Annotated in this window: 18 protein-coding genes; 11 read left to right on the forward strand and 7 right to left on the reverse strand. The window is 67.6% G+C overall.

Features of this window, described 5'->3' with window-relative positions; genetic code table 11:
• On the reverse strand, positions 1-801 hold the full coding sequence (locus tag A2G96_RS25900) for an AraC family transcriptional regulator (protein WP_062803053.1): 801 nt from the start codon (positions 799-801) through the stop codon (positions 1-3).
• A 380-nt stretch (positions 802-1,181) separates the two neighbouring features.
• Between A2G96_RS25900 and ggt the strand changes: the two genes are divergently transcribed.
• A complete protein-coding gene (ggt, locus tag A2G96_RS25905; RefSeq protein ID WP_062804139.1) occupies positions 1,182-2,798 on the forward strand; it encodes a gamma-glutamyltransferase in 1,617 nt (538 codons plus the stop codon).
• A 59-nt stretch (positions 2,799-2,857) separates the two neighbouring features.
• On the opposite strand, the gene A2G96_RS25910 is transcribed toward ggt, so the two are convergent.
• A complete protein-coding gene (locus tag A2G96_RS25910) occupies positions 2,858-3,175 on the reverse strand; it encodes a TFIIB-type zinc ribbon-containing protein (protein WP_062803054.1) in 318 nt (105 codons plus the stop codon).
• Between the two features lie 146 nt (positions 3,176-3,321).
• Here A2G96_RS25910 and A2G96_RS25915 point away from each other — a divergent pair, with 146 nt between their 5' ends.
• The gene (locus A2G96_RS25915) at positions 3,322-3,897 is read left to right on the forward strand and encodes a M23 family metallopeptidase (RefSeq protein WP_062803055.1); all 576 of its coding nucleotides are present in this window, start codon (positions 3,322-3,324) and stop codon (positions 3,895-3,897) included.
• 28 nt (positions 3,898-3,925) lie between these two features.
• Here the strand turns inward: A2G96_RS25915 and A2G96_RS25920 are convergent, their stop codons facing one another.
• The 3 genes from A2G96_RS25920 to A2G96_RS25930 form a co-directional block, all read right to left on the reverse strand.
• On the reverse strand, positions 3,926-5,254 hold the full coding sequence (locus A2G96_RS25920) for a nucleobase:cation symporter-2 family protein (RefSeq protein WP_062803056.1): 1,329 nt from the start codon (positions 5,252-5,254) through the stop codon (positions 3,926-3,928).
• A 272-nt stretch (positions 5,255-5,526) separates the two neighbouring features.
• Positions 5,527-6,066, reverse strand: a complete 540-nt coding sequence (locus tag A2G96_RS25925; protein ID WP_062803057.1) for a thioredoxin family protein — start codon at positions 6,064-6,066, stop codon at positions 5,527-5,529.
• Between the two features lie 3 nt (positions 6,067-6,069).
• Positions 6,070-6,783: a cytochrome c biogenesis CcdA family protein gene (locus tag A2G96_RS25930; protein ID WP_062803058.1), complete on the reverse strand. Its 714-nt coding sequence runs from the start codon at positions 6,781-6,783 to the stop codon at positions 6,070-6,072.
• A 236-nt stretch (positions 6,784-7,019) separates the two neighbouring features.
• Here A2G96_RS25930 and A2G96_RS25935 point away from each other — a divergent pair, with 236 nt between their 5' ends.
• The 6 genes from A2G96_RS25935 to pgaD all read left to right on the forward strand — a co-directional run bounded on the left by A2G96_RS25935 (position 7,020) and on the right by pgaD (position 16,105).
• Positions 7,020-7,760: a response regulator gene (locus A2G96_RS25935; protein WP_062803059.1), complete on the forward strand. Its 741-nt coding sequence runs from the start codon at positions 7,020-7,022 to the stop codon at positions 7,758-7,760.
• Positions 7,757-9,067 (forward strand): sensor histidine kinase, encoded by a 1,311-nt coding sequence (locus A2G96_RS25940; protein ID WP_062803060.1) that lies wholly within the window; start codon positions 7,757-7,759, stop codon positions 9,065-9,067. Before A2G96_RS25935 ends, A2G96_RS25940 begins: the two co-directional genes overlap by 4 nt.
• 716 nt (positions 9,068-9,783) lie before the next feature.
• Entirely contained in the window at positions 9,784-12,303 is a 2,520-nt protein-coding gene (pgaA, locus tag A2G96_RS25945) for a poly-beta-1,6 N-acetyl-D-glucosamine export porin PgaA (protein ID WP_231909748.1), read from the forward strand.
• A gap of 15 nt (positions 12,304-12,318) precedes the next feature.
• Positions 12,319-14,337, forward strand: a complete 2,019-nt coding sequence (pgaB, locus tag A2G96_RS25950) for a poly-beta-1,6-N-acetyl-D-glucosamine N-deacetylase PgaB (protein ID WP_062803062.1) — start codon at positions 12,319-12,321, stop codon at positions 14,335-14,337.
• Positions 14,334-15,671, forward strand: a complete 1,338-nt coding sequence (gene pgaC, locus A2G96_RS25955) for a poly-beta-1,6-N-acetyl-D-glucosamine synthase (protein ID WP_062803063.1) — start codon at positions 14,334-14,336, stop codon at positions 15,669-15,671. The genes pgaB and pgaC overlap by 4 nt, the downstream gene beginning before the upstream one ends.
• The gene (pgaD, locus tag A2G96_RS25960; protein ID WP_062803064.1) at positions 15,668-16,105 is read left to right on the forward strand and encodes a poly-beta-1,6-N-acetyl-D-glucosamine biosynthesis protein PgaD; all 438 of its coding nucleotides are present in this window, start codon (positions 15,668-15,670) and stop codon (positions 16,103-16,105) included. The genes pgaC and pgaD overlap by 4 nt, the downstream gene beginning before the upstream one ends.
• A 70-nt stretch (positions 16,106-16,175) precedes the next feature.
• Here pgaD and A2G96_RS25965 read toward each other — a convergent pair whose 3' ends face one another.
• Complete coding sequence (locus tag A2G96_RS25965) at positions 16,176-17,651, reverse strand: phytoene desaturase family protein (protein WP_062803065.1); 1,476 nt, start codon at positions 17,649-17,651, stop codon at positions 16,176-16,178.
• Positions 17,652-17,720: 69 nt separating this feature from the next.
• Between A2G96_RS25965 and A2G96_RS25970 the strand changes: the two genes are divergently transcribed.
• Both A2G96_RS25970 and A2G96_RS25975 read left to right on the forward strand, forming a co-directional pair.
• Positions 17,721-18,371, forward strand: coding sequence for a TetR/AcrR family transcriptional regulator (locus A2G96_RS25970; protein ID WP_062803066.1), 651 nt, complete (start codon positions 17,721-17,723; stop codon positions 18,369-18,371).
• A gap of 65 nt (positions 18,372-18,436) precedes the next feature.
• Positions 18,437-18,955, forward strand: a complete 519-nt coding sequence (locus tag A2G96_RS25975; RefSeq protein ID WP_062803067.1) for a GNAT family N-acetyltransferase — start codon at positions 18,437-18,439, stop codon at positions 18,953-18,955.
• A gap of 37 nt (positions 18,956-18,992) precedes the next feature.
• Here A2G96_RS25975 and A2G96_RS25980 read toward each other — a convergent pair whose 3' ends face one another.
• Positions 18,993-20,516 carry a Fic family protein gene (locus A2G96_RS25980; RefSeq protein ID WP_062804140.1) on the reverse strand — a complete coding sequence of 508 codons (1,524 nt, stop codon included), beginning with the start codon at positions 20,514-20,516 and terminating at the stop codon, positions 18,993-18,995.
• A 1,045-nt stretch (positions 20,517-21,561) separates the two neighbouring features.
• On the opposite strand from A2G96_RS25980, the gene oxlT reads away from it, so the two are divergent.
• Complete coding sequence (gene oxlT / locus A2G96_RS25985; protein ID WP_062803068.1) at positions 21,562-22,881, forward strand: oxalate/formate MFS antiporter; 1,320 nt, start codon at positions 21,562-21,564, stop codon at positions 22,879-22,881.
• The last annotated feature ends 624 nt before the right edge of the window (positions 22,882-23,505 follow it).

The following is a 23,505-nucleotide window of genomic DNA, read 5'->3' on the forward strand; positions in this document are numbered from 1 at the left end:
TCACTGACTGCCTGCGGGAACGACGCGGTTGGCGCGCGACAACTCGCCCGGCGTCATGTTGTAGAGCCGCCGGAACGCCGCGATAAACGCCGACAGCGACTCATAGCCGCAATCCAGCGCGACCTCGGTCACGGCTTCGCCGCGCTCCAGCCGCGGCACGGCATCGAGCAGCCGCAGCCGCTGGCGCCAGGCGCGGAAGGTCAGCCCGGTTTCGCGCTGGAACAGCCGCGTCAGGGTCTTGCCCGAGACCGCCAGCCGCGCGCTCCACGCCGCCAGGCTGGTGTCGCGGTCGGCATGGCGCTGCAGGCCATTGCAGACCAGGCGCACGCGCGGGTCGGCCGGCAGCGGCAGCATGAATTCGACTTCGGGCGCGGCGGCAAGCTGGTCGATCAGCACGCGCGCCAGGCGCCCGTCGGCGCCGCCTTCGTCGTATTCGGCCGGCAGGTGGCTGAAGGTGCGAATCAGCTCGCGCAGCAGTGGGCTGACGGTCAGCACGCGGCAACGGGCCCGCGCCGCCGCGCACACGCTGTTGTCCAGGTAGAGGCTGCGGATGCGGGTGCCCGTGGCGCAGCGCACGCGGTGCGCCACGCCGGCCGGAATCCACACCGCCCATTGCGGCGGCGCGACAAAGCGGCCGCGGTCGGTCCATACCTCCAGCACGCCTTGCAGGGCATAGGCGAACTGGCACCACGGATGCCGGTGGCGGTAGCCCAGCACGCGGTTGGGCAGGGCTTCGATGTGGCCGTACAGCGGGCGAGGCAGCCGCGCGAGCGCGCGCAGGGCGGGATCATGGGCAGGCATGCGTGGTCCGGTGGTAGTGGTGGAGGTAGCGGTGGACGATGGCTAGCGGCACGGGCAGCGCCGCGGCCGATGTCCGCTGATGTCCGATTGCCGACACCGGATGCGACTTTGCCGTTAGCCAGATTGTCTGGCGCAGGCTAACTTGCGCTCGCCCCACAAGACAATCCGGGCAATCCGCTCTACCGCTCGTGCCGGTTGCGTCCGCTCCGGCATGCAACTTCGCTGTGTTACCCAGGGAGCCTGCGATGCACCGCACCAGATTCTTCACCGCTCTGCGCCTGGCCGGCATGTGCTCGGCACTGACGCTGGCCGCCGCGCCAGCATGGGCCGTCGACGAGGCCGGCAAGTACTGCGACACGCCTTCCACCTGTATCAACCCGATGGCCACCGGCGGCATGGTGACCTCTTCCAACCGCCTGGCGACGCAGGCCGGTCTGCGCGTGCTGGAGCGCGGCGGCAATGCGGTCGATGCCGCCATCGCGGTGGCGTCGACCATCGCGGTGGTGTACCCGCACATGAATTCGATCGGCGGCGACGCCTTCTGGCTGATCTACAACGCCCGCACGCGCGAGGTGCGCGCCCTCAATGCCAGCGGGCGCGCCGGCGAACGCGCCACCATCGCGCTTTACCGGGACAAGGGACTCGACCGGGTTCCCGCGCGCGGATACCTGTCGGCGATCACGGTGCCTGGCACCGTCGCCGGCTGGGAAGCGGCGTACCAGTATGCGCGCCAGGGCATGGGGCGCAGCCTGCCATGGCCGGAGCTGATGGCCGATGCCATCCGCCATGCCGAGGAAGGGTTCCCGGTATCGGCGTCGCTGGCATCGTGGAGCCGAGTCAATCTCGACCCGGCCGACACCGAATTCCGCGCCTTGCAGCGCTTCGACGGCTTTCGCCAGACCTTCCTGAAACCGGACGGATCGGCCTACCGGATGGGCGAAACGCTGCGCCAGCCCGACCTGGCCGGCACGCTGAGGCAGATCGCGTCAGGAGGCGCCGCGGCGTTCTACCAGGGCGAGATCGCGCGCAAGATCGTGGCCGACCTGCAGGCGCACGGCGGCGTGCTGACCCAGGCGGACTTTGCCCGCCACCGCGCCGACTGGGTCCAGCCGATCACGGTCAACTACCGCGGCTACCAGGCCGTCAACGTGCCGCCCAACACGCAAGGCTTTGCCTCGCTGGAAATCCTGAACATCCTGGACAAGCGCGACGTGCGCGCGCTGGGCGAGGGCACGGCCGACTACTACCACGTGCTGGTGGAGGCGACCAAGCAGGCGTTTGCCGATCGCGACCGCTACCTTGCCGATCCGGACTTCGTGCAGATCCCGCTGGAGCGGCTGCTGTCATCGCGGCACGGGCAGGCCCAGTCCGGGCGCATCAGCATGCTGCGCGCCGGCGCGGACGTGAAGCCGATGGATCCGCACGGCGATACGGTGTGGTTCGGCACCGCCGACAAGGACGGCAACGTGGTGTCGATGATCCAGAGCGTCTATCACGACTTCGGCTCGGGCATCGTGCCCAAGGGCACCGGCGTGCTGCTGCAGAACCGCGGTGCGTTTTTCTCGCTCGATCCCGCGCATGTGAATCACCTGGCGCCGGGCAAGCGCACCTTCCATACGCTGAACCCCGCGCTGCTGCTGAAGGACGGCAAGCCGTTCCTGGTCTACGGCACCATGGGCGGCGAAGGGCAGCCGCAAACGCAGGCAGCGCTGGTGACGCGCATTGTCGATTTCGGCATGTCGCCGCAGGACGCGGTCAATGCGCCGCGCCTGCTCTATGGGCGCAACTGGGGCGTGTCGTCGAACGATCTCAAGATCGAAGGCCGCGTGCCGGAAGCGGTGACCGCCGAACTGGCGCGGCGCGGGCATCCGGTCAAGCGGGTGCAGGCCTTCACCGACACCATGGGCCATGCCGGCGCCATCCTGATCGACCCGGTCACCGGCGTGATGTATGGCGCGGCCGACCCGCGCGGCGACGGCCTCGCGGCCGGGCTGTAGCGGGACGTAAACGAAGAAGGGGCGACCACGGTCGCCCCTTCTTTCCATCGCTGGCCGGCTTAGTCGAACAGCTCGTGCCAGATGCTCTTCTTCCGATAGTGCTTCTGCTCGCGCTCGTAGTAGCGGTCGCGGTCACGGTCGCCGTAGCCGCGCTGGTAGCCCTGCTGCGGCGGAGCGTTATGCACCGGTGCGTGCTGCTGTGGCGCTTGCTGCATGGGGGCTTGCTGCGCCGGGGCCGCTGCCGCCGAGCGCTCCAGGATCTTGTCGAGTTCGCCCCGGTCCAGCCAGACGCCGCGGCACTTGGGGCAGTAATCGATCTCGATGCCCTGGCGTTCGGACATCACGAGTTGGGTTTGCGGGCACACCGGACAGTCCATGGGTTCTCCTGTTGCAATGAAAACGGTCCAGTTATGACCGGCGGCGGCGGCGATGGTTCGGCAGGGAGGTCGGCCGGAAGTGGAGTGTGGGGCCCATGAGGGGCGCGTAAGCGGGAATTTGCACGCCAAGCTGCCGTCGAAGGCATATGGCTGCCTCGCGTCTCCTTCCTCCTGTGCTTGCGCTGGCCCGCCGGCTGGCGTGGTTGGCGCTGTGGATCGGCCTGGCCTGGCTGGCGTGGCCGTGGCTGCAGCCGCCGCTGGAGCGCGCCATCTACGCGGCCCGGCTGTCGGCCCGGCCCGCGCCGACGGCGCTGCCGGTGCCGGTGGCGGGGGTTGCCCCAAGGGCGCTGCGCGATACCTGGCACGGCATGCGCTCCGGCGGACGCAAGCATGAGGGCATCGACATCTTCGCGCCGCGCGGCCGCGAAGTGGTGTCGGCGACCGAAGGCATCGTCACGCGCGTCGGCACCAACCGGCTGGGGGGAAACGTGGTGTGGGTGATGGGGCCGGGGCGGCAGATGCACTACTACGCCCATCTGGACCGATATGCCGGCGTGCGCGCCGGCGACATCGTCGCCGCGGGCGCCGTGCTGGGGTATGTCGGCACCACCGGCAATGCGCGGGGCACGCCGCCGCACCTGCACTACGGCATCTACACGGCGCGCGGGGCGATCAATCCCTACCCGCTACTGAAGCCATCCGCGGCCGCCGGCGCGCACTAGCGCAGCCGGCGTGGTGGCATGATGGGATTCAGGCGGCCTCGCCGACCGTGCCGTGGCCGGCTTCGTCGGCGGCTTCCTTGCCGCCGGGCAGCAGCAGGTTCAGGATCACCGCCGACAGCGAGCCCACCGTGATGCCGGAGCCGAACACCTCATGGACAAAGGCGGGCAGCTTGGCCAGCAGTTCCGGGCGGAAGGTCACGGCCAGGCCGCAGCCGATCGACACCGCCACGATCAGCGTATTGCGCTGCGTGAAGCGGACCGTGCTGAGCATCTGGATCCCGCCCGAAACGATCATCGCGAACATCATCAGGCCGGCACCGCCGAGCACCGGCTGCGGAATCGTCACCACCAGCGCGCCCAGCACCGGGAACAGCCCGGCCAGCAGCAGCATCACGCCGGTCAGCGCCACCACGTGGCGGCTGGCCACGCCGGTCAGCGACACCACGCCGACGTTCTGCGCAAAGGTGGACAGCGGCGGGCTGCACACCAGCGCCGCGAAAGCCGAGCCAAAGCCGTCGCACAGGATGCCGCGCGACAGGCATTTGCCCGACACCGGCCGCTGCGTGGCCGATCCCAGCGCCATGAAGGTGCCGGTCGATTCGACGATGGTGACCAGGAACGCGATCGACATGGCGACAATGCCGGAAATCGGGAACGACATGCCGAAGTGCAGCGGCTGCGGCACCGCGAACACCGGCGCCTGGTGGAACTGGGTAAAGTCGATCAGCCCCAGCGCCAGGCACAACAGGTAGCCGCCGGCAATGCCAACGACGATGGCCGAGGCCGACAGCATGCCCTTGCCCCACTGCACCACCGCCACCACCAGCGCCAGCACGGCGACGGCAATCGCCAGGTTGCCGGGGGCGCCGTAGCGGCTGCTGCCCTGGCCGCCGGCGGCCCAGTCGATCGCCACCGGGATCAACGACAGGCCGATCATGGTCACGACCACGCTGGTGACGGTATGCGGGAACAGCTTGCGGATCGCCGGCATGAAAAAGCTGCCCAGGATCATCACCAGCGAGCCGGCCAGCGCCGAGCCCAGGATGCCGGCCACGCCGTGCTCCACACCCACGCTGATGGCCGCGCCGACGAAGGCAAAGCTGGTGCCCATCACGCACGGCATGCGGATGCCGACCGGGCCCACGCCCTTGCACTGGATGATGGTGACGATGCCCGAGCCCAGCAGCGCGGCATTGACCAGCGCCACCACCTGGTCGGAAGGCAGGCGCAGCGCGCCGCCGATCACCAGCGGCACCGCGATGATGCCGCCCAGTGCGGCCAGCAGGTGCTGGAGCGCCAGCAAGAACGTCGTCAACCGTGGGGGGCGGTCTTCCACCTGGAATAGCAAGGGCGCCATTCGAGTCTCCTGTCGTCTGCCCGGATGTTCCGGGCTGTCTTGTTCTTCTGGCGCCGGGCGGGGAACCCGGCGCCCTCGTGCACGCTCGCGGGCCAGGTGCGGCAGCTCCGCGAGCGAGGCGGGCAGGACCTGCATCCCGCCTCAACAGGCGTGCAAGAATAACAGGGATCAGCGAACCGTGATACAAAGATTGCATACAATTTGTATCAACTCCCATGCGCCGGAAGACAAGGCGGATGCCGCGGAAGCCGCCTGCATGGCGGCTTCAAGGTTCAGCGGCGCTGCCCCAGCGCCTTCTGGATCGCCGCCTCGGTCTCTGCATACTGGCCTTCGCCGAAGTGCTTGTAGACCACGTTGCCGTTGGCATCGACCAGGTACAGCGCGGGCCAGTACTGGTTGCGCCAGGCGTTCCAGGTGGCATAGGCGTTGTCCTGCGCCACCGGATAGCGGATGTCGAAGCGCTTGAGCGCGGCCTGCACGTTGCTGGTGGAGCGCTCGAACGCATACTCCGGCGTGTGCACGCCTACCACGACCAGGCCCTGGTCGCGGTATTTGTCGTACCACTTGCGCACATGGGGCAGGGTGTTGATGCAGTTGATGCAGCTGTAGGTCCAGAAGTCGACCAGCACGACCTTGCCGCGCAGGCCGGCAAGGGTCAGCGGTTCGGAGTTCAGCCACTTGGCGATACCGGTGAATTCGGGCGCCGTGCCGTAATTGGCGGGCGCGGCGGGCGCTGCGGCGGCGGACTGGATCGCCAGCGGGGCGGCGGCAAAGGCAGCTGCGGCAAACAGGGTGCGAAGGATGCGGGGCATGGTTCAGGCTCCAGGTTGGGTGGCGGGGAAAAGCGAGGTCAGCCAGGCGACGGCGAGGGTGTCGTACTGGAAGTACATGGCGATCGCGGTGGCTACCACCAGCACGCCGAAGGCTTGCTGCAGCCGCGGCGTATGGCGTGCCAGCCGGCGCACATGGGTGGTGGCGAACTGGCCGCCGTAGGCGATGCCCAGCATCGGCACGGCGGCGCCGGCGGCAAACAGGGCCAGCAGGCCGGCGGCGCGGTGCAGGTCCTGCGCCTTGGCCACCAGCGCCAGGATCGAGGCCAGCACCGGGCCCGCGCACGGGGTCCATACCGCGCCCAGCGTTATGCCCAGCACAAAGCCGCCGGCCAGGCCGTTGCCGGCGCGGCTGCCGGCGCCGGCGGCGCGGTCGGTGAGCGCGGCGAAGGGTGCGGCGAACGGGGCCACGAGGCGGCCGAAGCCGGCCGGCCACAGCCGCGCCAGCCCGGCGGCGAACAGGATGGCGATGGCGACGTTGCGGACCACGCCCGGGGCGTCGCTGAAGGCGCTGGTGAGCGCGCCGAAGACAATGCCCAGCGCGGAAAAGGCGGAGACGAAACCCAGTGCGATCGCCAGCGGGCGCAGGCGGCTGGTTTCGCCCAGCGAAGCGCCCAGCAGCATGGGCAGCACGGGCAGCACGCACGGCGACGCAATCGTCAGCACGCCGGCGGCAAAGGCAAGGTAGGCATCGATCATGGCGGTGGACTCCGGGATTGGCGATGACTGCATTGCACCGTCCCGGCGTATCGGCGTTGTTTCCGCATCCGCCCCGCCGTGCAATGTTTCTTGTCCGGACCCGGCCCGGATACACAGCGATACAAAGCGCGCCGCCAGCGCCGCATAATGGCGGCACCGGGCCAGGCGACGGCCGTCCTTGCCGGCGCCGGCCGCCCCCTTTTTCTCCTTCTCTTTCTTCGATTCCGGGACCCGCCATGACCCCGCAGGACCATATCCTTATCGTCGACGACGACCGCGAAATCCGCGAACTGGTTGCCGCCTACCTCGAGCGCAGCGGCATGCGCGTGTCCCTGGCCGCCAACGGGCGCGAAATGCGCGCGGCGCTGGACAAGGGCTCGGTCGACCTGGTGGTGCTGGACCTGATGCTGCCCGGCGAAGACGGGCTGGCGCTGTGCCGCGACCTGCGCGCGGGCGAGCGGCGCAACCTGCCGGTGCTGATGCTGACCGCGCGCAACGAGGAAGCCGACCGCATCCTGGGGCTGGAGATGGGCGCCGACGACTACCTGGTCAAGCCCTTCGCCGCGCGCGAACTGCTGGCGCGGATCCGCTCGGTGCTGCGGCGCACGCGCATGCTGCCGCCCAACCTGCAGGTCACCGAGGCCGCCAGCATGCTGGCGTTCGGCCCGTGGCGGCTCGACACCAACGCCCGCCACCTGGTCGACGAGCAGGACGTGATCGTCGCGCTCAGCGGCGCGGAATACCGGCTGCTGCGCGTCTTCGTCGACCACCCGCAGCGGGTGCTGACGCGCGACCAGCTGCTCAACCTGACCCAGGGCCGCGACGCCGAGCTGTTCGAGCGCTCGATCGACCTGCTGGTGAGCCGCCTGCGCCAGCGCCTGCGCGACGATGCGCGCGAGCCGCGCTACATCAAGACCGTGCGCAACGGCGGCTATGTCTTCAGCGCCACCGTCGAAATCCGCGAGGAGCGCGCATGAACGGGCGCGCGCACAAGGGGCTGGCATGGCCGCGCACGCTGTTCGCGCGGCTGATGGTGATCCTGCTGGTCGGGCTGGTGCTGGCGCAGAGCCTGTCGTACAGCCTGGTGATGATGGAGCGCAAGAGCGCGGCCGACCGGCTGATGCTGGGCAACCTGGAGCGCGACGTGGCCAGCTCGGTGGCGATGCTCGACATGCTGCCGGCGGACCAGCGCGCGGCCTGGCTGGAGCGGGTGCGCCGCGACAACTACAGCTACCGCCTCGATGCCGGCACGCCGGGCGAGCCGCCGCGCGCGCCGCTGGCGCGCAGGGCCGTCGACACCATTGCCGAGGCGCTGCAGGGACGCTATCCGGTCTCGGCCAGCAGCCAGCCGGGCGGCGGTTTCCAGGTACACCTGCGGCTGCACGACGGCAGCCCGCTGACGATCGACGTACAGCCAAAGCGTTCGCTGGTATCGCCGTGGCTGCTGGCGATGCTGGCGGCGCAGCTGGCGCTTCTGGTGGCCTGTGCCTGGCTGGCGGTGCGCGTGGTCACGCGTCCGCTCAGCCAGCTGGCCAGCGCCGCCGAGAACCTGGGGCCGGACCTGAAGGCGCAGCGTGTGCCCGAAACCGGCCCGACCGAGGTGGCCCACGCCGCCGCCGCCTTCAACGCCATGCAGGCACGCATTGCCGGCTACCTGGATGAGCGCATGCAGATCCTGGCCGCGATCTCGCACGACCTGCAGACGCCGATCACGCGCATGCGCCTGCGCGTGGATCTGATGGAAGACTCGCCCACGCAGCAGAAGCTCTACAACGATCTGCGCGAGATGGAGCACCTGGTGCGCGAAGGCGTGGCCTATGCGCGCACCCTGCAGGGCGGCACCGAGACCCCGGCCCGCATCGATCCCGATGCGCTGCTCGACAGCCTGGCCGGCGACTACCTCGACGCCGGCCACACCATCGCCATCGAAGGCCAGGCCGGCGCGCCGCTGCTGACACGCCCGCAGGCGCTGCGGCGCATCCTGACCAACCTGATCGACAACGCGCTGAAGTTCGGCGCGGAGGTCACGCTGGCGGTGGCGCGGCAGGACGATGGCTGGCTGCAGATCGCCGTGCAGGACCGCGGCCCGGGCATCCCCGAGGCGGAACTGGAGCGCGTGATGCAGCCGTACTACCGCGTCGAGACCTCGCGCAACCGCGGCACCGGCGGCACCGGCCTGGGCCTGGCCATCGCGCTGCAACTGACGCAGGCGCTGGGCGGCACGCTGCAACTGGCCAATCGCGAAGGCGGCGGCCTGCAGGCCACGCTGCGCCTGCCAGGCTGACAGCGTGTTTTCTCTCCTCTTCCATTCCACATGCCATCCTCGCGGCATCCAATCCCCAAATCCGTTAAACGAAAACGCGATCACATCCCCTGATCGGGGTATAGATGCCATTTGGCCTATTCGGGTTATGTCATAAAAATCATAATCAATTATGACTAGGACAATGCGCGGGCTCGGATCGAATTATTGGAGGCGCTCAGCGCAAGCCTGCTGAATTTGCATGGCCGGGGGGTAATGCAGCGACTCCCGTGAAAGGCCCGTCTGTACTGGGATTCAAGCCACAGCGCACATCGCCGCGGGTGCCGTATCGCGTAATCTCATGCAGTTATTTCGAGCGCGACCGGGACGAATTAGCGATTGGAGACATTTATCCATTCACCAGTTCGTTTGCGAAAATTAACAATCTCCCCGCGGAACCCTCCTTACAATCGCCTTCGCATTAGCGGCAACGCAGCCCGAGCGATCGGCCCCTGCGGTTGCACGACGCCATTCCCGCTGCGAATGGCCATCCGGCGCAGTTCCTCGGTGCCGCGCCGGATCCCGTAGGCCTGTTCTGCCGGTTTTCGCACCCGGCCAGGCCCGGTCGGGTTCCGTGTCCTCGTGCCGCCATGCAATAAGCCGATAACGGAACTCAAGCCCGCGCGCGCCTGTGTCATCGGTGCGCGGCGCCAGCTTGAGCAACACAGAGACAGGCTGCGGATCCCATGGATTCACTGATGAAGCGCCGTGAGCGTGCCCGCGACGGGGCGCTGCGGCGGCAAGGGAGGCGCCGGCGCGCTCCGGCCGCGCTGGGTAGCGGACTGACCGCGGCGCTCGCCGCGGGGCTGGCGGCAATGGGCTGGCTGCCGGCACTGGCGCATGCAAATTCCGACTATGACGCGCTGATCCGGCGCGCCCGTGCCGGCGACTATGCGCCCGCGCTGACGATGCTGCGCGAGCGCGTGGCGCGCGCACCGTCGGACCAGCGGGCGGCGTGGGACCGCATCGTCATCGCCGGCTGGGCGGGACGGCCGGACGAAGTGCTGGAAGCCTATGGCAATCTGGGCCAGACCCGCGCGCTGCCGCCCGAAGTGCTGGCGGCAGTGGCAGGCGCCTTGCGCGACCTGCGCCGCTGGGACGAGGCGCTGGCGCGCTATCGCGAAGGCCGGCAACGCTTTCCAACGCACGCGGTATTCGCACTGGGCGAGGTGAAGGTGCTGGCCGACAGCGGCCGGGCCGCCGAGGCGGTGGCGCTGGGGCAGGCGCTGGTGCAGCGCGAGCCCGCCGCGGTCGACAGCCGCCTGGCCCTGGCCTACGCGCAGGCGCGCGCCGGCGAGCCGTATGCGGCCTTGTTCGAGGCCGACCAGGCATACCTGCGCGCGCCGCAGCGCGCCGATGTCGTGCGCGAGTATGTCGGCGCGCTGCAGCGCGCCGGGCTGCCCGAGGCGGCGCTGCGCGTCGCGGGCGAGCATCCTGAACTGTTCGACCCGCGCGCGCGCCTGGCGCTGGAGCTCGATGCCGCGGCCGAGCTGGTGCGCCTGGCCGACATGCCGACCCGCACCGAGGCCGAGCGCTTTGCCATCGCCGATCGCGCGCTGGCATGCTATGACGCATTGCTGCCCGCGCTGCAGGCGCTGGGGCCGCCGGCCGCGCCGCAACTGCGCCGCGCGCGCATCGACCGGCTCGCCGCGCTGCATGCGCGCGTCCGGATGCAGGACGTGGTGAGCGAATACGAGGCGCTGCGCGCCGAGGGCGTCGAGGTTCCGAGCTATGCCCTGGGCGATGTCGCCGCCGCCTACCTGTATCTGCGCCAGCCGGAGCAGGCCGCGCCGCTGTTCCGCCAGGTGCGCGACGCCTACCCGCAGGGCCTGGATGCCGAAACCCGGCTCAAGGCCCAGACCGGCCTCTACTACGCGCACGCCGAGGCCGAGGCCTTCGATCCCGCTGCGCAGGCCGTGGCGCAGGCCAGCACCGAGCAGCCGCGCTGGCGCTGGGTGCGCGGCCAGCCCATGCGCCAGCCCAACGACCTGTGGCTGCAGGCCGAGCAGACCGCCACCCGGGCCGACCTGCAGGCCGACGCTACCGACTCCGCGCAGCAAAAACTGGAAGACCTGGTGCGCAAGGCGCCGGGCCATTCCGGCCTGCGCGCCGCGCTGGCCGACGTCTACCGCGCCCGCGGCTGGCCGCGCGCGGCCGAAGGCGAACTGAAGCTGGCCGAGACCCTGACCCCGCGCAGCCTGCCGGTGGAGGTGCAGCAGGGGCACGCGGCGCTGGACCTGCAGGAATGGCGCCAGGCCGAGCTGCTGCGCGACGACACCCTGGCGCGCTTCCCCGAAGACCTCACCGCGCGGCGTCTCGATCGCGAGTGGCAGGTCCACAACAAGTCCGAGCTGCGCATCGAGGGCTACCGGGGGCTGGCCAACGACAGCGCGGTGGTCGGCAACGGCAATTTCGGCATCGAGTCGGTGCTGTACACCCCGCCCATCAATTACGACTGGCGCGCCTTCGGCGGCATCGGCTATGCCACCGGCCGCTTCGACGAGGGCCGGGTCGATTACCGCTGGGCGCGCGCCGGCGCGCAATGGCGCGTGCGCGACCTGACCGTCGAGGGCGAGCTGTCGCTGCATGGCTATGGCCAGGGCGCGCGCCAGGGCGGTCGCATCTCAGCGGACTATGACATCGACGACCGCTGGCGCGTGGGCGCCTCGGCGGCGCTGCGCTCGACCGGCACGCCGCTGCAGGCGCTCAAGCACGGCATCTATGCCGACACCGTGCAGGCCTACGCGCGCTGGCGCCGCAGCGAGGCCAGCGAATGGATGCTGACCGTGGCGCCGTCGCGCTTCAGCGACGGCAACGACCGGCTCGAAGCGGGCGTGTCTGGGGTGCAACGCTTCTATACCGCGCCGCACCTGAAGGCCGACCTGCTGGTCGACCTGTGGGCGTCGCGCAATAGCCGCGCCGACACGCCGTACTACAACCCGCGCTCGGACCTGACCGTGCTGCCGTCGGTGCGCCTGACGCACATGCTGTACCGGCGCTACGAGACCGTCTGGGAGCAGCAGTTCCTGGCCGGCACCGGCGCCTACAGCCAGCGCGGCTTCGGCACCGGCGCGATCCTGCTGGTGGGCTACGGCCAGCGCTTCCGCACCAACGACGTGTTCGAGGTCGGCGCCACCGTGACCGGCACCAGCCGCCCTTACGACGGCCAGCGCGAGCGCGAGCTGCGCATCGTCTTCGACATGACCTACCGCTTCTGAACAGGAATGCAAGCCATGAACGCAACCCTGCGGCGCGCCTGCCGCCTGCTCTGGCTGGTGCTGGCCGCGTGCCTGCTGGCCGCCTGCGCCAAGGACATCCCGGTGTTCACGCCGCCCGCCCACCGCCCGGCCGCCGCCGCCGAGCAGCCGTGGCCGCGCAACCATGTGGTGGTGCTGGCCTATCACGACGTCGAAGACAAGGACCCCGACCAGGCCTACCTGAGCGTGCGCACCGACCACCTGGTCGGCCAGCTGGCCTGGCTGCGCGAGAACGGCTACCGCGCGGTCTCGGTCGACCAGGTTCTGGCGGCGCGCCGCGGCGGGCCGCCGCTGCCCGAGCGCGCGGTGCTGCTGACCTTCGACGACGGCTACCGCAGCTTCTACACGCGCGTGCTGCCGATCCTGAAGGCCTATCGCTGGCCGGCGGTGCTGGCACCGGTCGGCAGTTGGCTCGATACTCCGCCGGGGCAGCCGGTCGATTTCGGCGGCACGCCGACGGCGCGCGAGCGCCTGCTGAACTGGCAGCAGGTGCGCGAGATCGCCGCGTCGGGCCTGGTGGAAATCGGCGCGCATACCGATGCGTTGCACTACGGCGTGCGCGCCAACCCGCAGGGCAATACCGAGCCGGCCGCGGCAGTGCGCGCCTTCGATGCCGGCACCGGCCGCTATGAATCGGATGCCGCGCAGCAAGAACGGTTGCGTGCCGACGTGGCCCGCATCACCGCCAAGGTGCGCGCCGTCACCGGCAAGCCGGTGCGCGTGTGGATCTGGCCGTACGGCGCCGAGGGCGGCGCCGCGCTGCGCATCGTCGCCGAGAACGGCTACCAGATGGCGCTGACGCTGGAAGACGGCCTGGCCACGGTGGACCGCATGATGTCGGGCGCGCGGCTGCTGCTCAGCGACGATCCCGGCCTGCGCGGCTTCGCCCGCTCGGTGGTCGCGATGGAAGAGCCCAACGGCATGCGCGTCGCGCACGTGGACCTGGACTATGTCTATGATCCCGATCCCGCCCAGGTCGAACGCAACCTGGGCCTGCTGGTGCAGCGCATCGCCGACCTGAAGATCGACACCGTGTTCCTGCAGGCGTTCTCCGACGATGACGGCGACGGACTGGTCAGGTCGGTGTACTTCCCCAACCGCTGGCTGCCGGTGCGCGCCGACCTGTTCAACCGGGTCGCGTGGCAGCTCGACAACCGCGCCAACGTCAAGGTGTATGCGTGGATGCCGGTGCTGAGCTTCGACCTGGACCCGTCGCTGGCGCGCGTGGCGCGCTGGGATCCCGCCACCGGCACGGCGGCGGTCGACCCGAAGCAGTACCGGCGCCTGTCGCCGTTCGATCCGGTGGCCCGGGCCCGCATCGGCGACCTGTATGAGGACCTGGCGCGCCACGCCTTCTTCGACGGCATCCTGTTCCACGACGACGCCTTGCTGGGCGATTTCGAGGACGCCAGCGCGCCGGCGCTGGCCGCGTATCGCGCCGCGGGCCTGCCCGCATCGATCGCCGAATTGCGCGCCAGCCCCGAGCAGATGCAGCGCTGGACCCGCATGAAGAGCAGGGCGCTGGTAGACCTTACCCACGAGCTGACCGCGCGCGTTCGCGAGGTGCGCGGGCCCGCCATCAAGACCGCGCGCAACATCTTCGCGCTGCCGGTGCTGCAGCCGGACAGCGAAGCGTGGTTTGCGCAGAACCTGGACGACTTCCTTGCCGCCTACGACTGGACCGCGCCGATGGCGATGCCGTACATGGAGCAGGTGCCGGCCGGCCAGGAGAACGCATGGCTCGACCGCATGGTCGACACCATCGCGCAGCGCCCGGGCGCGCTGCGTCGCACCGTGTTCGAGCTGCAGGCCCGTGACTGGCGCGGGCCGGCGGCCCGTCCCGTCGACAGCGCGGTGCTGGCCGGCTGGATGCAGCGGCTGCAGCGCCGCGGCGCGCGCAATTTCGGCTACTACCCGGACGACTTCCACAACAACCAGCCCCGGCTCGAGGTGATCCGGCCGGCGCTGTCCAACGCCTGGTACCCCGCACCATGATCGAACGACTGTTTGCCCTGGTCATCCTGTGCCTTGCGCTGGCGCTGCCGTTTGCGCTGGCCGCCCTTGCCACCGGTGACCTGCTGCTGGCCTTTGTGTTCTTCTATCCGCTGTTCATGTCCGGCCTGTGGATCGCCGGCGGCGTGTACTTCTGGTGGCACTGGGAGCGCAAGTGGCGCTGGGGCCCCGAACGCGAGGCGCCCGAGGTGCCCGGCCAGCCGTTCATTTCGATCCTGGTGCCGTGCTACAACGAAGAGAAGAACGGCGAGGAAACCCTGCTGGCGGCGCTGGCGCAGCGCTATCCGAACTTCGAGGTGATCGCCATCAACGACGGCTCGCGCGACGGTACCGGCGCCTTGCTCGATGCGCTGGCGGCGCGCCATCCGCGCCTGCGCGTGGTGCACCTGGCACACAACCAGGGCAAGGCCATGGCGCTGCGCATGGGCGCGCTGGCCGCACGCGGCGAATACCTGGTCTGCATCGACGGCGATGCCGCGCTCGACCCCGACGCCGCCGCCTACCTGGTCGCGCCGATGGTGGCCAACCCGCGCGTCGGCGCGGTCACGGGCAATCCGCGCATCCGCACCCGCTCGACGCTGGTGGGGCGGATCCAGGTAGGGGAGTTCTCGTCGATCATCGGCCTGATCAAGCGCACCCAGCGCGTCTACGGCCAGGTCTTCACCGTCTCGGGCGTGGTCGCCGCGTTCCGGCGCCGCGCGCTCGACCGCGTGGGCTACTGGAGCCTGGACATGATCACCGAGGACATCGACATCAGCTGGAAGCTGCAGCGCGACCACTGGTCGATCTTCTACGAGCCGCGCGCGCTGTGCTGGATCCTGATGCCCGAGACCGTGCGCGGCCTGCTCAAGCAGCGCCTGCGCTGGGCCCAGGGCGGGGCCGAGGTGTTCATGAAGAACGTGCGCTCGATCTGGATCTGGCGCCACCGCCGGCTGTGGCCGCTGATGGCGGAGTATTGCCTGTCGGCGGGCTGGGCCTTCGCCTTCGCCATGTCGCTGATCCTGTGGGCGCTGGGACATTTCATCGAGCTGCCGGCCAATATCCGCATCCAGAAACTGATGCCGCCGGGCTTTACCGGCATGGTGCTCGCGGCCGTGTGCCTGCTGCAGTTCGGCCTGAGCGTGCTGATCGACCGCCGCTACGAGCCGCGCCTGGGGCGCACGCTGTACTGGATCATCTGGTATCCGCTGGCGTACTGGATGGTCGGCATGCTGACCACGCTGCTGGCCTTTCCCAAGGTCATGCTCAAGACCCGGCGCCAGCGCGCGCGCTGGACCAGCCCCGACCGGGGCATCCACACCATGAGGTCGTCATGAAACCCGAAAGCATGATCATCCGTACCCGCGGCTCGCGCCTGCGCTGGCTGTTCGACGCCGTGCTCACGGCGCTGGCCTGGGCCGGCTTCTTCTACCTCGGCGCGAGCGGCATCCGCGCCATCCTGGAGGAAGCGTCCGCCGGCCCCGGCGTACCGTTCTGGGCCGCGCTGCTGCCTACCATGGGCACGCTGACGGTCTACGTGTTGGTGGGGTTGTTCAACGGCATCGTGCTGCTGTCATGGGCGCTCTACAACCAGTACCGCTTCGCCGGCCTGGACCGCCGCAAGCCGCTGCCAGCGCTGCGCATCGACGAGCTGGCGCGCAGCTTCGGCCTGCCGGGGGGGCGCGTGCGGGCGCTGCAGCTGGCCAAGGTGGCGGTGGTGGACCATACGCATGACGGGGAGGTGGCGGAGGTGAGGGCGGTGGTGTCGTGACCTGCCCAAGGCATCGTAGTCCTTTGCTTCTTACTGGCTGATGCCTCCCGGCCCTCCCTGGACAATAAAATCAGCGCGACCGGGACAAGTCCGCAACCAGCGACTCCGCGGACTGTATGCCAGACAGCATTGCCGAAGGCACGCCATAGCCCGGGAACGTCGTTTGTCCGCCCAGGTATAGTCCGCTGACCGGTGTCCGATGCGGCAGGAACCGGTGGGGTGGAGAACCCGGGGCAATTCCATACAGCGCACCTTCATACAAGTGTCGTTCCCGGGCAAAGCCCTGCGGATCGAGCACGCGGGTCGTTTCGATGGTTATGCCGGGGACCCGCTTCTGCAACGCGTCCAGGTATCTCTCCAGTGCCGAATCCGTCCATGCCGGATTCCACTCTGATACCGAGCGAATATCGCTGGCGGGCGCGTACAGCTCGATGATATGCCTGCCCGCGGGTGCCAGTTCCGGCAGAACTCGCGTAGGCTGCGTGTACGAAATCCATTGCGGGACGTTGGGTTTCAGAACGTGCAGGCCGCCTTGTTGTTCCATCGCCGGCACATGGTTGACGATGAACGCGTCGGCTGCCGCGGCACCGGAATATCCGATCTGGATGGAGATGGCCCGGTGCGACAACGGCGCCTTGTTTGCCTTTGCGGCCAGGCTTCGCGGGACGTCAGCGGCTCGCAGCAGGTTCTTCACGACACCCAATCCCGAACACGTCGCGATGACGTGCGAGGCCGGGAGGTGTTCTCCGTCGGTCAGCACAACGCCATGCACCCCACCGTCGCTGACGACGATTTCCTTGACCCTCGTACCGAAGCGCACCGAGACGGATTGACTCTGCAGGGCTCGCAGCAGCGCATCGCTAATGGCGCCCATGCCGCCGCGCGGCAGGTGAAAGCCTTCCTCCAGCAAAGCCAGCAAGCCGATGATCTGTGTCGCGGGGAGCCGGTCGGGTGCGAGCCCCGTGTAGAGCAACGTGGACGCGACAGCAGCCTGCAGATCCCCGTCCGGAAAATAGGACGCGATCAGGCCGCTTACGTGCCCGCCCATTCGCGGCAGGTGCCTCCAGAGTTTGCCGATCGTACGTAGCAGCGACGGTTCTTCCGGAAGCACGTCGCGAACCAGGGTTGCGTATACCGGACGCCAATCGTCCCGTAGCCTGGCCAGCCCGTCTCGCAGCACCTGCGTCCGGCGGTGGTGGTCGGCGCCGTCCACGTACGAGCGCTCCGCGGTTGAAAGGTGCACGGCGGTGCCATTGTCCAGGAAAGTCGCGTGGGGCTTTGCGATGCAGGCGAGTTGGACTTCGTCATCGAAGCTCAGGCCCACGCGCCCGAAGGCGGCACGAAGCAATGAGGGCACGGCCACGTAGACCGCGCCATTGTTGAAGGTATATCCGTCGGACACCTCGGTCGAACAGCATCCGCCCGCGCTCCGCTGCGCCTCCACAACCATCACCGGGATGCCACGACGAGACAGCGAAAGCGCGGCGGCCAGTCCTGCCAGCCCGGCCCCGATGACTATCGTGGGAGATTCTTTCGTTGCACGCATCGGCGGCTTTCCCTCGTGATATTGGACAATGTACAATACTAGACAATGTCCAATTGAGCCGCAACTGCCATGAGCGAAGACGATCGGATGGCCCGTAAAAGGAAGCAGACGCGTGACCGCATCGCGGCCACCGCGCACGCGTTATTCGAACGCGACGGATACGAAGCGGTCACGATGGAACAGATCGCGGCAGAGGCGGATGTTGCAAGAGGCACGCTCTACAACCACTTCCCCGTCAAAGAGGCGGTGCTGGTGCACTGGATGCACAACCAACTCCAGGAAGACCTGCAAGCGGCGGTGGGGGATTACGTTCTGAGCCGGGAGACCTTCGTCGCACGCGTGGCAACGCTGTGGCATGGATCGGCCAGCTGGTGGGAACACCACCGCCAGTATGCGGCGCCATATATCCGCTTCCGCTTCCAGCAAGTGCGTGATGGCATGGAGCAGCAGACCAGTTCGGACATGCTTTCCTTGTATGTTCAGCTCATCGAACAGGCACAACAGGCCGCAGAGATCCGGTCTGATGCGGCGGCCGAGCGCCTGGCGCACTATCTGCATTTCCTGTACCTTGGCGCCGTCATGACCTGGTTAAGCGACGCGGACGTGGGCCTGGAAGACGAGCTTGGCAAGGCGCTGGACTTCTTCATGCAGGGAGCCGCCCAGACTGATGACACCGCGCCCGGTACCAGGCGCCATGCAGCGCGATCGCGAAGGCGATAAACGTTCAGCACAACACTCGGCGCTTTTGAGTTGGGCTTCCATGCGTATCGATTTTAGGAAACTGAATGACCGCGATTGATGCGCTCCTGATCAGGAGCGAGCGTCCGGACGACGCACAGGCAATTACCCAGGTGACACAGGCCGCGTTCGCAGTCGCCACCCACTCCAGTGGCACGGAACAGCTGATCGTCACGGCCCTGAGGGCGGCCGGACAGTTGGAGATCTCGCTTGTCGCGGAACTGTCCGGCAACGTGGTCGGCCATGTCGCCATTTCCCCGGTCGAAATCTCGGACGGAAGTGCGCGATGGTACGGACTGGGTCCGGTATCGGTGCTGCCTGCTCATCAAGGCATCGGGGTGGGGTCGCAGCTCATCCGTGCGGCCCTGGATCGCCTGAAGCAGTCCGGCGCGCAAGGCTGCGTGGTACTGGGGGAACCGGCCTACTATTCCCGCTTTGGATTCGCGGCGCAGCCGTCGCTCGTACTGCCCGGGGTTCCGGCAGAGTACTTTCAAGCCATTGCGTTCGGCCCGCACGTGCCCTCGGGTGTGGTCAAGTATCACGAGTCATTCGAGGTAAAAAGCTAGATCCGGACCAGGATTGGGGCACGAGCACCGCCGCGCGTCAGCGGCTGCCGTAACGCTCCAGGTATTCCGCGAACTCGTCGCGCACCACCGTTTCGATGCGCGCGAGCTCGCTGTCGGTAATGTCCTCGAACAGCTTGCGCTTGCGCCGCGACAGCTCGCCGTGGTTCTGCACGATCAGGTCGATCAGGTTCGACAGCCGCGACTGGCGCAGGTCGAGCCAGCTTTCGAGCCGGGTCACGCTGGCGTCGTACGCGCGCAGGTACTGGATTTCCTGCGCCAGGTCCTGCTCGACGCATTGCTCGATGCACTCGAACACGAATTCGCACAGCGCGGTGGCGTCGAACGACGCATAGAGCCAGTAAGGCTGCGGCGACTTGATCAGGATGGTGTCGCTGTCCGCATCCAGCGCGTAATTGAGCAGCGCCGTGCGCGGCGCGGAATAGGCCTTGAGCAGGCCGGCGTAGACGTCGAGCTGCTTGAGCATGCGCGCCGACACCGGCAGCACCACGCCCTCGGGCGTGACGCCGGCCTGGCGCAGCAGATGGTGGATCAGGAACCGGTGCAGGCGGCCGTTGCCGTCATAGAACGGGTGCGCAAAGACAAAACCGAACGACACGCACGCCGCCACCACGATCGGGTTTGCCGCGTGGGAATCGACCAGTGCCGCGACCGCGGCAATGCCGTCCATCATCGCGCCCAGCTGCGCCGGTGGCGGCGGGATATAGTCCGCGATATTGCGCAGCCGCCCGCCGCGCGACAGCCAGTTCTGCTGGTCGCGGAAGCTGTATTCGGCGCGCAGGCCCGAGATGATCTCGTTCTGCCATTCGCACAGCTGCGCTTCGGTCAGCGGCACGCGCTGGCCGGCATACTCCAGCAGCCGCCGGAACTTGGCGACGCGCTGGTTATCGGGAATCTCATGCTCGATCGAATAGGTCGAGCGGGTTTCGGCGAGGTAGAGATAATCCACCGCGCGCGCCAGCAACTCCGGCTCAAGGCGCCGGATGGCATTGCCCACCCGGCCGGGCAGGTCGGCGGCGATCCACCGCGCCAGCTTCTCGGTACGGCGCACCACCGGGCAGAATGCCGCCGGCCCGAGGTGATTGTTCTGGATGCCGAACTGCAGGTCCGGCGTCGACGGGCCGGTCACGTATTCCGCCTCATCCAGCGCCAGCACCCGCGGCGCTCCCGCCGGCAGCTTGTAATCGAACTGCGCCCCGGCCAGCCATTTGGCATAGAAAGCGCTCAGCCGGGCATAGCGCGAGGTGGGCGTGGCCGCCAGCCAGGCGCGCACGTCCTGCACCGCCTGCGGCTGCTCGAACAGTGCCGCCAGCACGGTCAGGTCGAGCTGCTCTTTCTTCAGCGCAAAGGTGAGGTGGTCCACCGTGGTGTCGCCGCCGCGATAGCGGTTGCGGGGGTAGACCGTGCGCGTGGTGCCGTCCGGGCCGGTATGGGTGCTGAGCACGCCGGTCTTGTCGCCAAGCGCCGAGGTGCAGCGCAACGGCGGCACGCGCAAGCCGAACTGGCGGATCAGGGCGTCGTAGCCTAGTGGTGCATGAGCCATGCGGAGGTCGGTGAAACATGGGCTGATGCCCGCGGAGCTTACCATAGCTTCTACCGGACTTACCAAAACATCTACTCATCGCCAGATTCTTATCAATTCCATCTATGATGGCCGGCCGCAGCGGGGCAGGCCGGACCAGCCGGCGCGCCGGCCTTCCAGGCGCTCTACTGCGCTTGCTGTTTGATCTATTTCAGGCCCAGGCGATGACGTCTTCGTCTACATGGGTCAGCCAGCTCCGCCAACCGCCGCGGTTTTTAAATGGCGGCTGAAAATGACAGCCCTGTCATAATCCAGGCGTATTGCCACATAAATCGAAGGCACCGCCGAAAGACCAGCTCAGGGTTTTCTCTGAGTTTGCCAATTAATCGGCTAGAAACCCATTTCCGCTATTTGACCAGCTCCATTTATCGCCTATAACTGCAACTACATGTTGCGGCCGATGTCACGCACCATGCCTCAGCCCGCCAGGTTCGCCTGCGGGCATTTTTTTATATGTTGGCAGGAAATTAATCCGGGCCATTCAGCCAGAATCCGCCGTGGTGGCGGGAGATAATCATGACAATTCTGTCATGATGACGCGGCTGTCATCATGACAATGTTGTAATGATAATGCGCCATTGTGATTGCGGCGGATTCAACAGAAATACTCATCGATGCCGCAGCTTGCACCGGAGTTCCGCGCCAGACAATGGTTTCAGCCCTCCATCCGGCCTCGCGGCCAGGTTTTGCATACAGCTTCCGATGCGGTTTTCTCGTGAATATCGGGTGCCCAGCCATGGCCCGCATTAATTCAGTGAAAACCCTGCCCCGGCTTTCGCTTGACTTCGTTGATATATCACATACTGTGTATCCCATCGCCGCTCCTAAGTTTGAGAGAGAGGTGAGGGCGGAGACCTCAGGTCGCGTCGTGATAAGAGGCAAACAAATGCCAATGACATTAGGAGACATGAAATGCCAGCAGCCACCCCTAAGCTGAGGCGCAGCGCGACCGTATATTCCTCCGCCCTGTCGCGAGTTAATGGCCAATCTATTCAAGGAGCGCGCAATGAGTAATCCATCGGCAATGGGGATGGGCGTCAATCAGGTCCCCGAAGGCACTCGCTGGATCCAGCTGATCGTGGGGGTGATCTGCATGATCGCCACCGCCAACATCCAGTACGCATGGACCCTGTTCGTGCCGGAGATCCAGGACACCTACGGCTGGTCCCGCGCCAGCATCCAGGTCGCATTTACCGTGTTCGTGCTGGTGCAGACCTGGCTGGCACCGATCGAAGGCTACTTTATCGACAAGTTCGGGCCACGCATGATGGTGGCGTTCGGCGCGGTGTTTATCGGCGCGGCCTGGTGCATCAACTCGCAGGCGACCACGCTGATGGGCTTCTACGTCGGCGCGGCGGTGGGCGGGCTGGGCGTAGGCTCGATCTACGCCACCTGCATCAACAACGCCCTCAAGTGGTTCCCGGACCGCCGCGGCCTGGCCGTGGGCCTGACCGCGGGCGGCTACGGCGCGGGCTCGGCGGCGACCATCCTGCCGATCGCGGCGATGATCGAGTCGCAGGGCTTCCAGCACACCTTCCTGTTCTTCGGCCTGCTGCAGGGCTCGCTCGCCTTCGTCGCGGCGTGGTTCCTGCGTTCGCCGAAGTCGCATGAAGTCCGGGCCTCGGCCAAGCTGGTCCAGGCCACCCGCGACTACACGCTCAAGGAAGCGCTGTGCACCAAGCTGTTCTGGCTGATGCTGCTGATGTTCGTGCTGGTCGTCACCGGCGGCATGATGGCCGTGGCGCAGCTCGGCGTGATCGCCAAGGACCTCGGCGTGAAGGAGTTCCAGGTCGACCTGCACTTCTTCGTGATGGCCGCGCTGCCGCTGGCGCTGATGCTGGACCGGATCATGAACGGGATCTCGCGTCCGCTGTTCGGCTGGATCTCGGACAACATCGGCCGCGAAAAGACCATGGTGATCGCCTTTACGCTGGAAGGGCTGGGCATCATCGCGCTGGGCTACTTCGGCAGCAACCCGTACGCGTTCCTGATCCTGTCCGGGGTGGTGTTCCTGGCCTGGGGCGAGGTCTACTCCTTGTTCTCGGCGCTCGCCGGCGATGCCTTCGGCACCAAGCACATCGGCAAGATCTACGGCGTGCTCTACACCGCCAAGGGTATCGGCGCACTGTTCGTGCCGATCGGCAACCTGATGATGGAAGCGACCGGCACCTGGTCCACCGTGCTCTACACGGTCGCCGCAATGGACCTGACCGCGGCCTTCCTGGCGATCATGGTGCTGCGGCCGGTGCTGAAGAGCCACGTCGCCACCGCCCGGAGCCTGTTCTCGAAAGAGACCGCGGCAGCCGGAACGCAGGTACCTGCCTGAGCGGCAATACCGCAGCGGCGCCAGATACAGGCGTAGCGCGGCAGAAAGGGCGGGCTTCTTCGGAAGCCCGCTTTTTTTTGTAGGGGTATCGCGGAATTCTGGGGGGATGCTGCGAACGAACGGATTCGGTTGACTTCGTCGATGCGCCGGCCCTCACCCCCGGCCCCTCTCCCGCGCGCGGGAGAGGGGAGCAAACAGGCGGAAGGGAATAGTCCTTTGGGCTCGCCAGCGACAACGCGTGCGAGCGCAGCGACGCACTCCGTGCCCGAGCAATAGACCTGAGATAGGGCGCGCGCGCAGCGCAGCCGAAGGCGTCCCGCCGATAGCGCCCGCAGCAGGCTGCCTACACCCTGTTGGGATCGTTCAAAAGGGGGTGATCGAAGGCACCGCCCCTGACTCACATAGCGTTAGCAGGTTCGAACGGGCACCCACGCCAAACGGAAATCACCACCGCCCGACCCACCAACGCCGCGGAATTGATTGCCAGCCGCACAGGCGACGCGTTTCTTGCCTACTTCTTGGGGCTCGGCCAAGAAGTAGGTCGCCGGCTGCGCCGGCGAAACAGCCCACGCCAGCCAAGCACGACAACCCCTCACAGATACGTGATAAAGATACGCCCATAGC

Origin of the sequence: Cupriavidus nantongensis (assembly GCF_001598055.1) — a bacterium.
GTDB classification, from domain to species: Bacteria; Pseudomonadota; Gammaproteobacteria; order Burkholderiales; family Burkholderiaceae; genus Cupriavidus; species Cupriavidus nantongensis.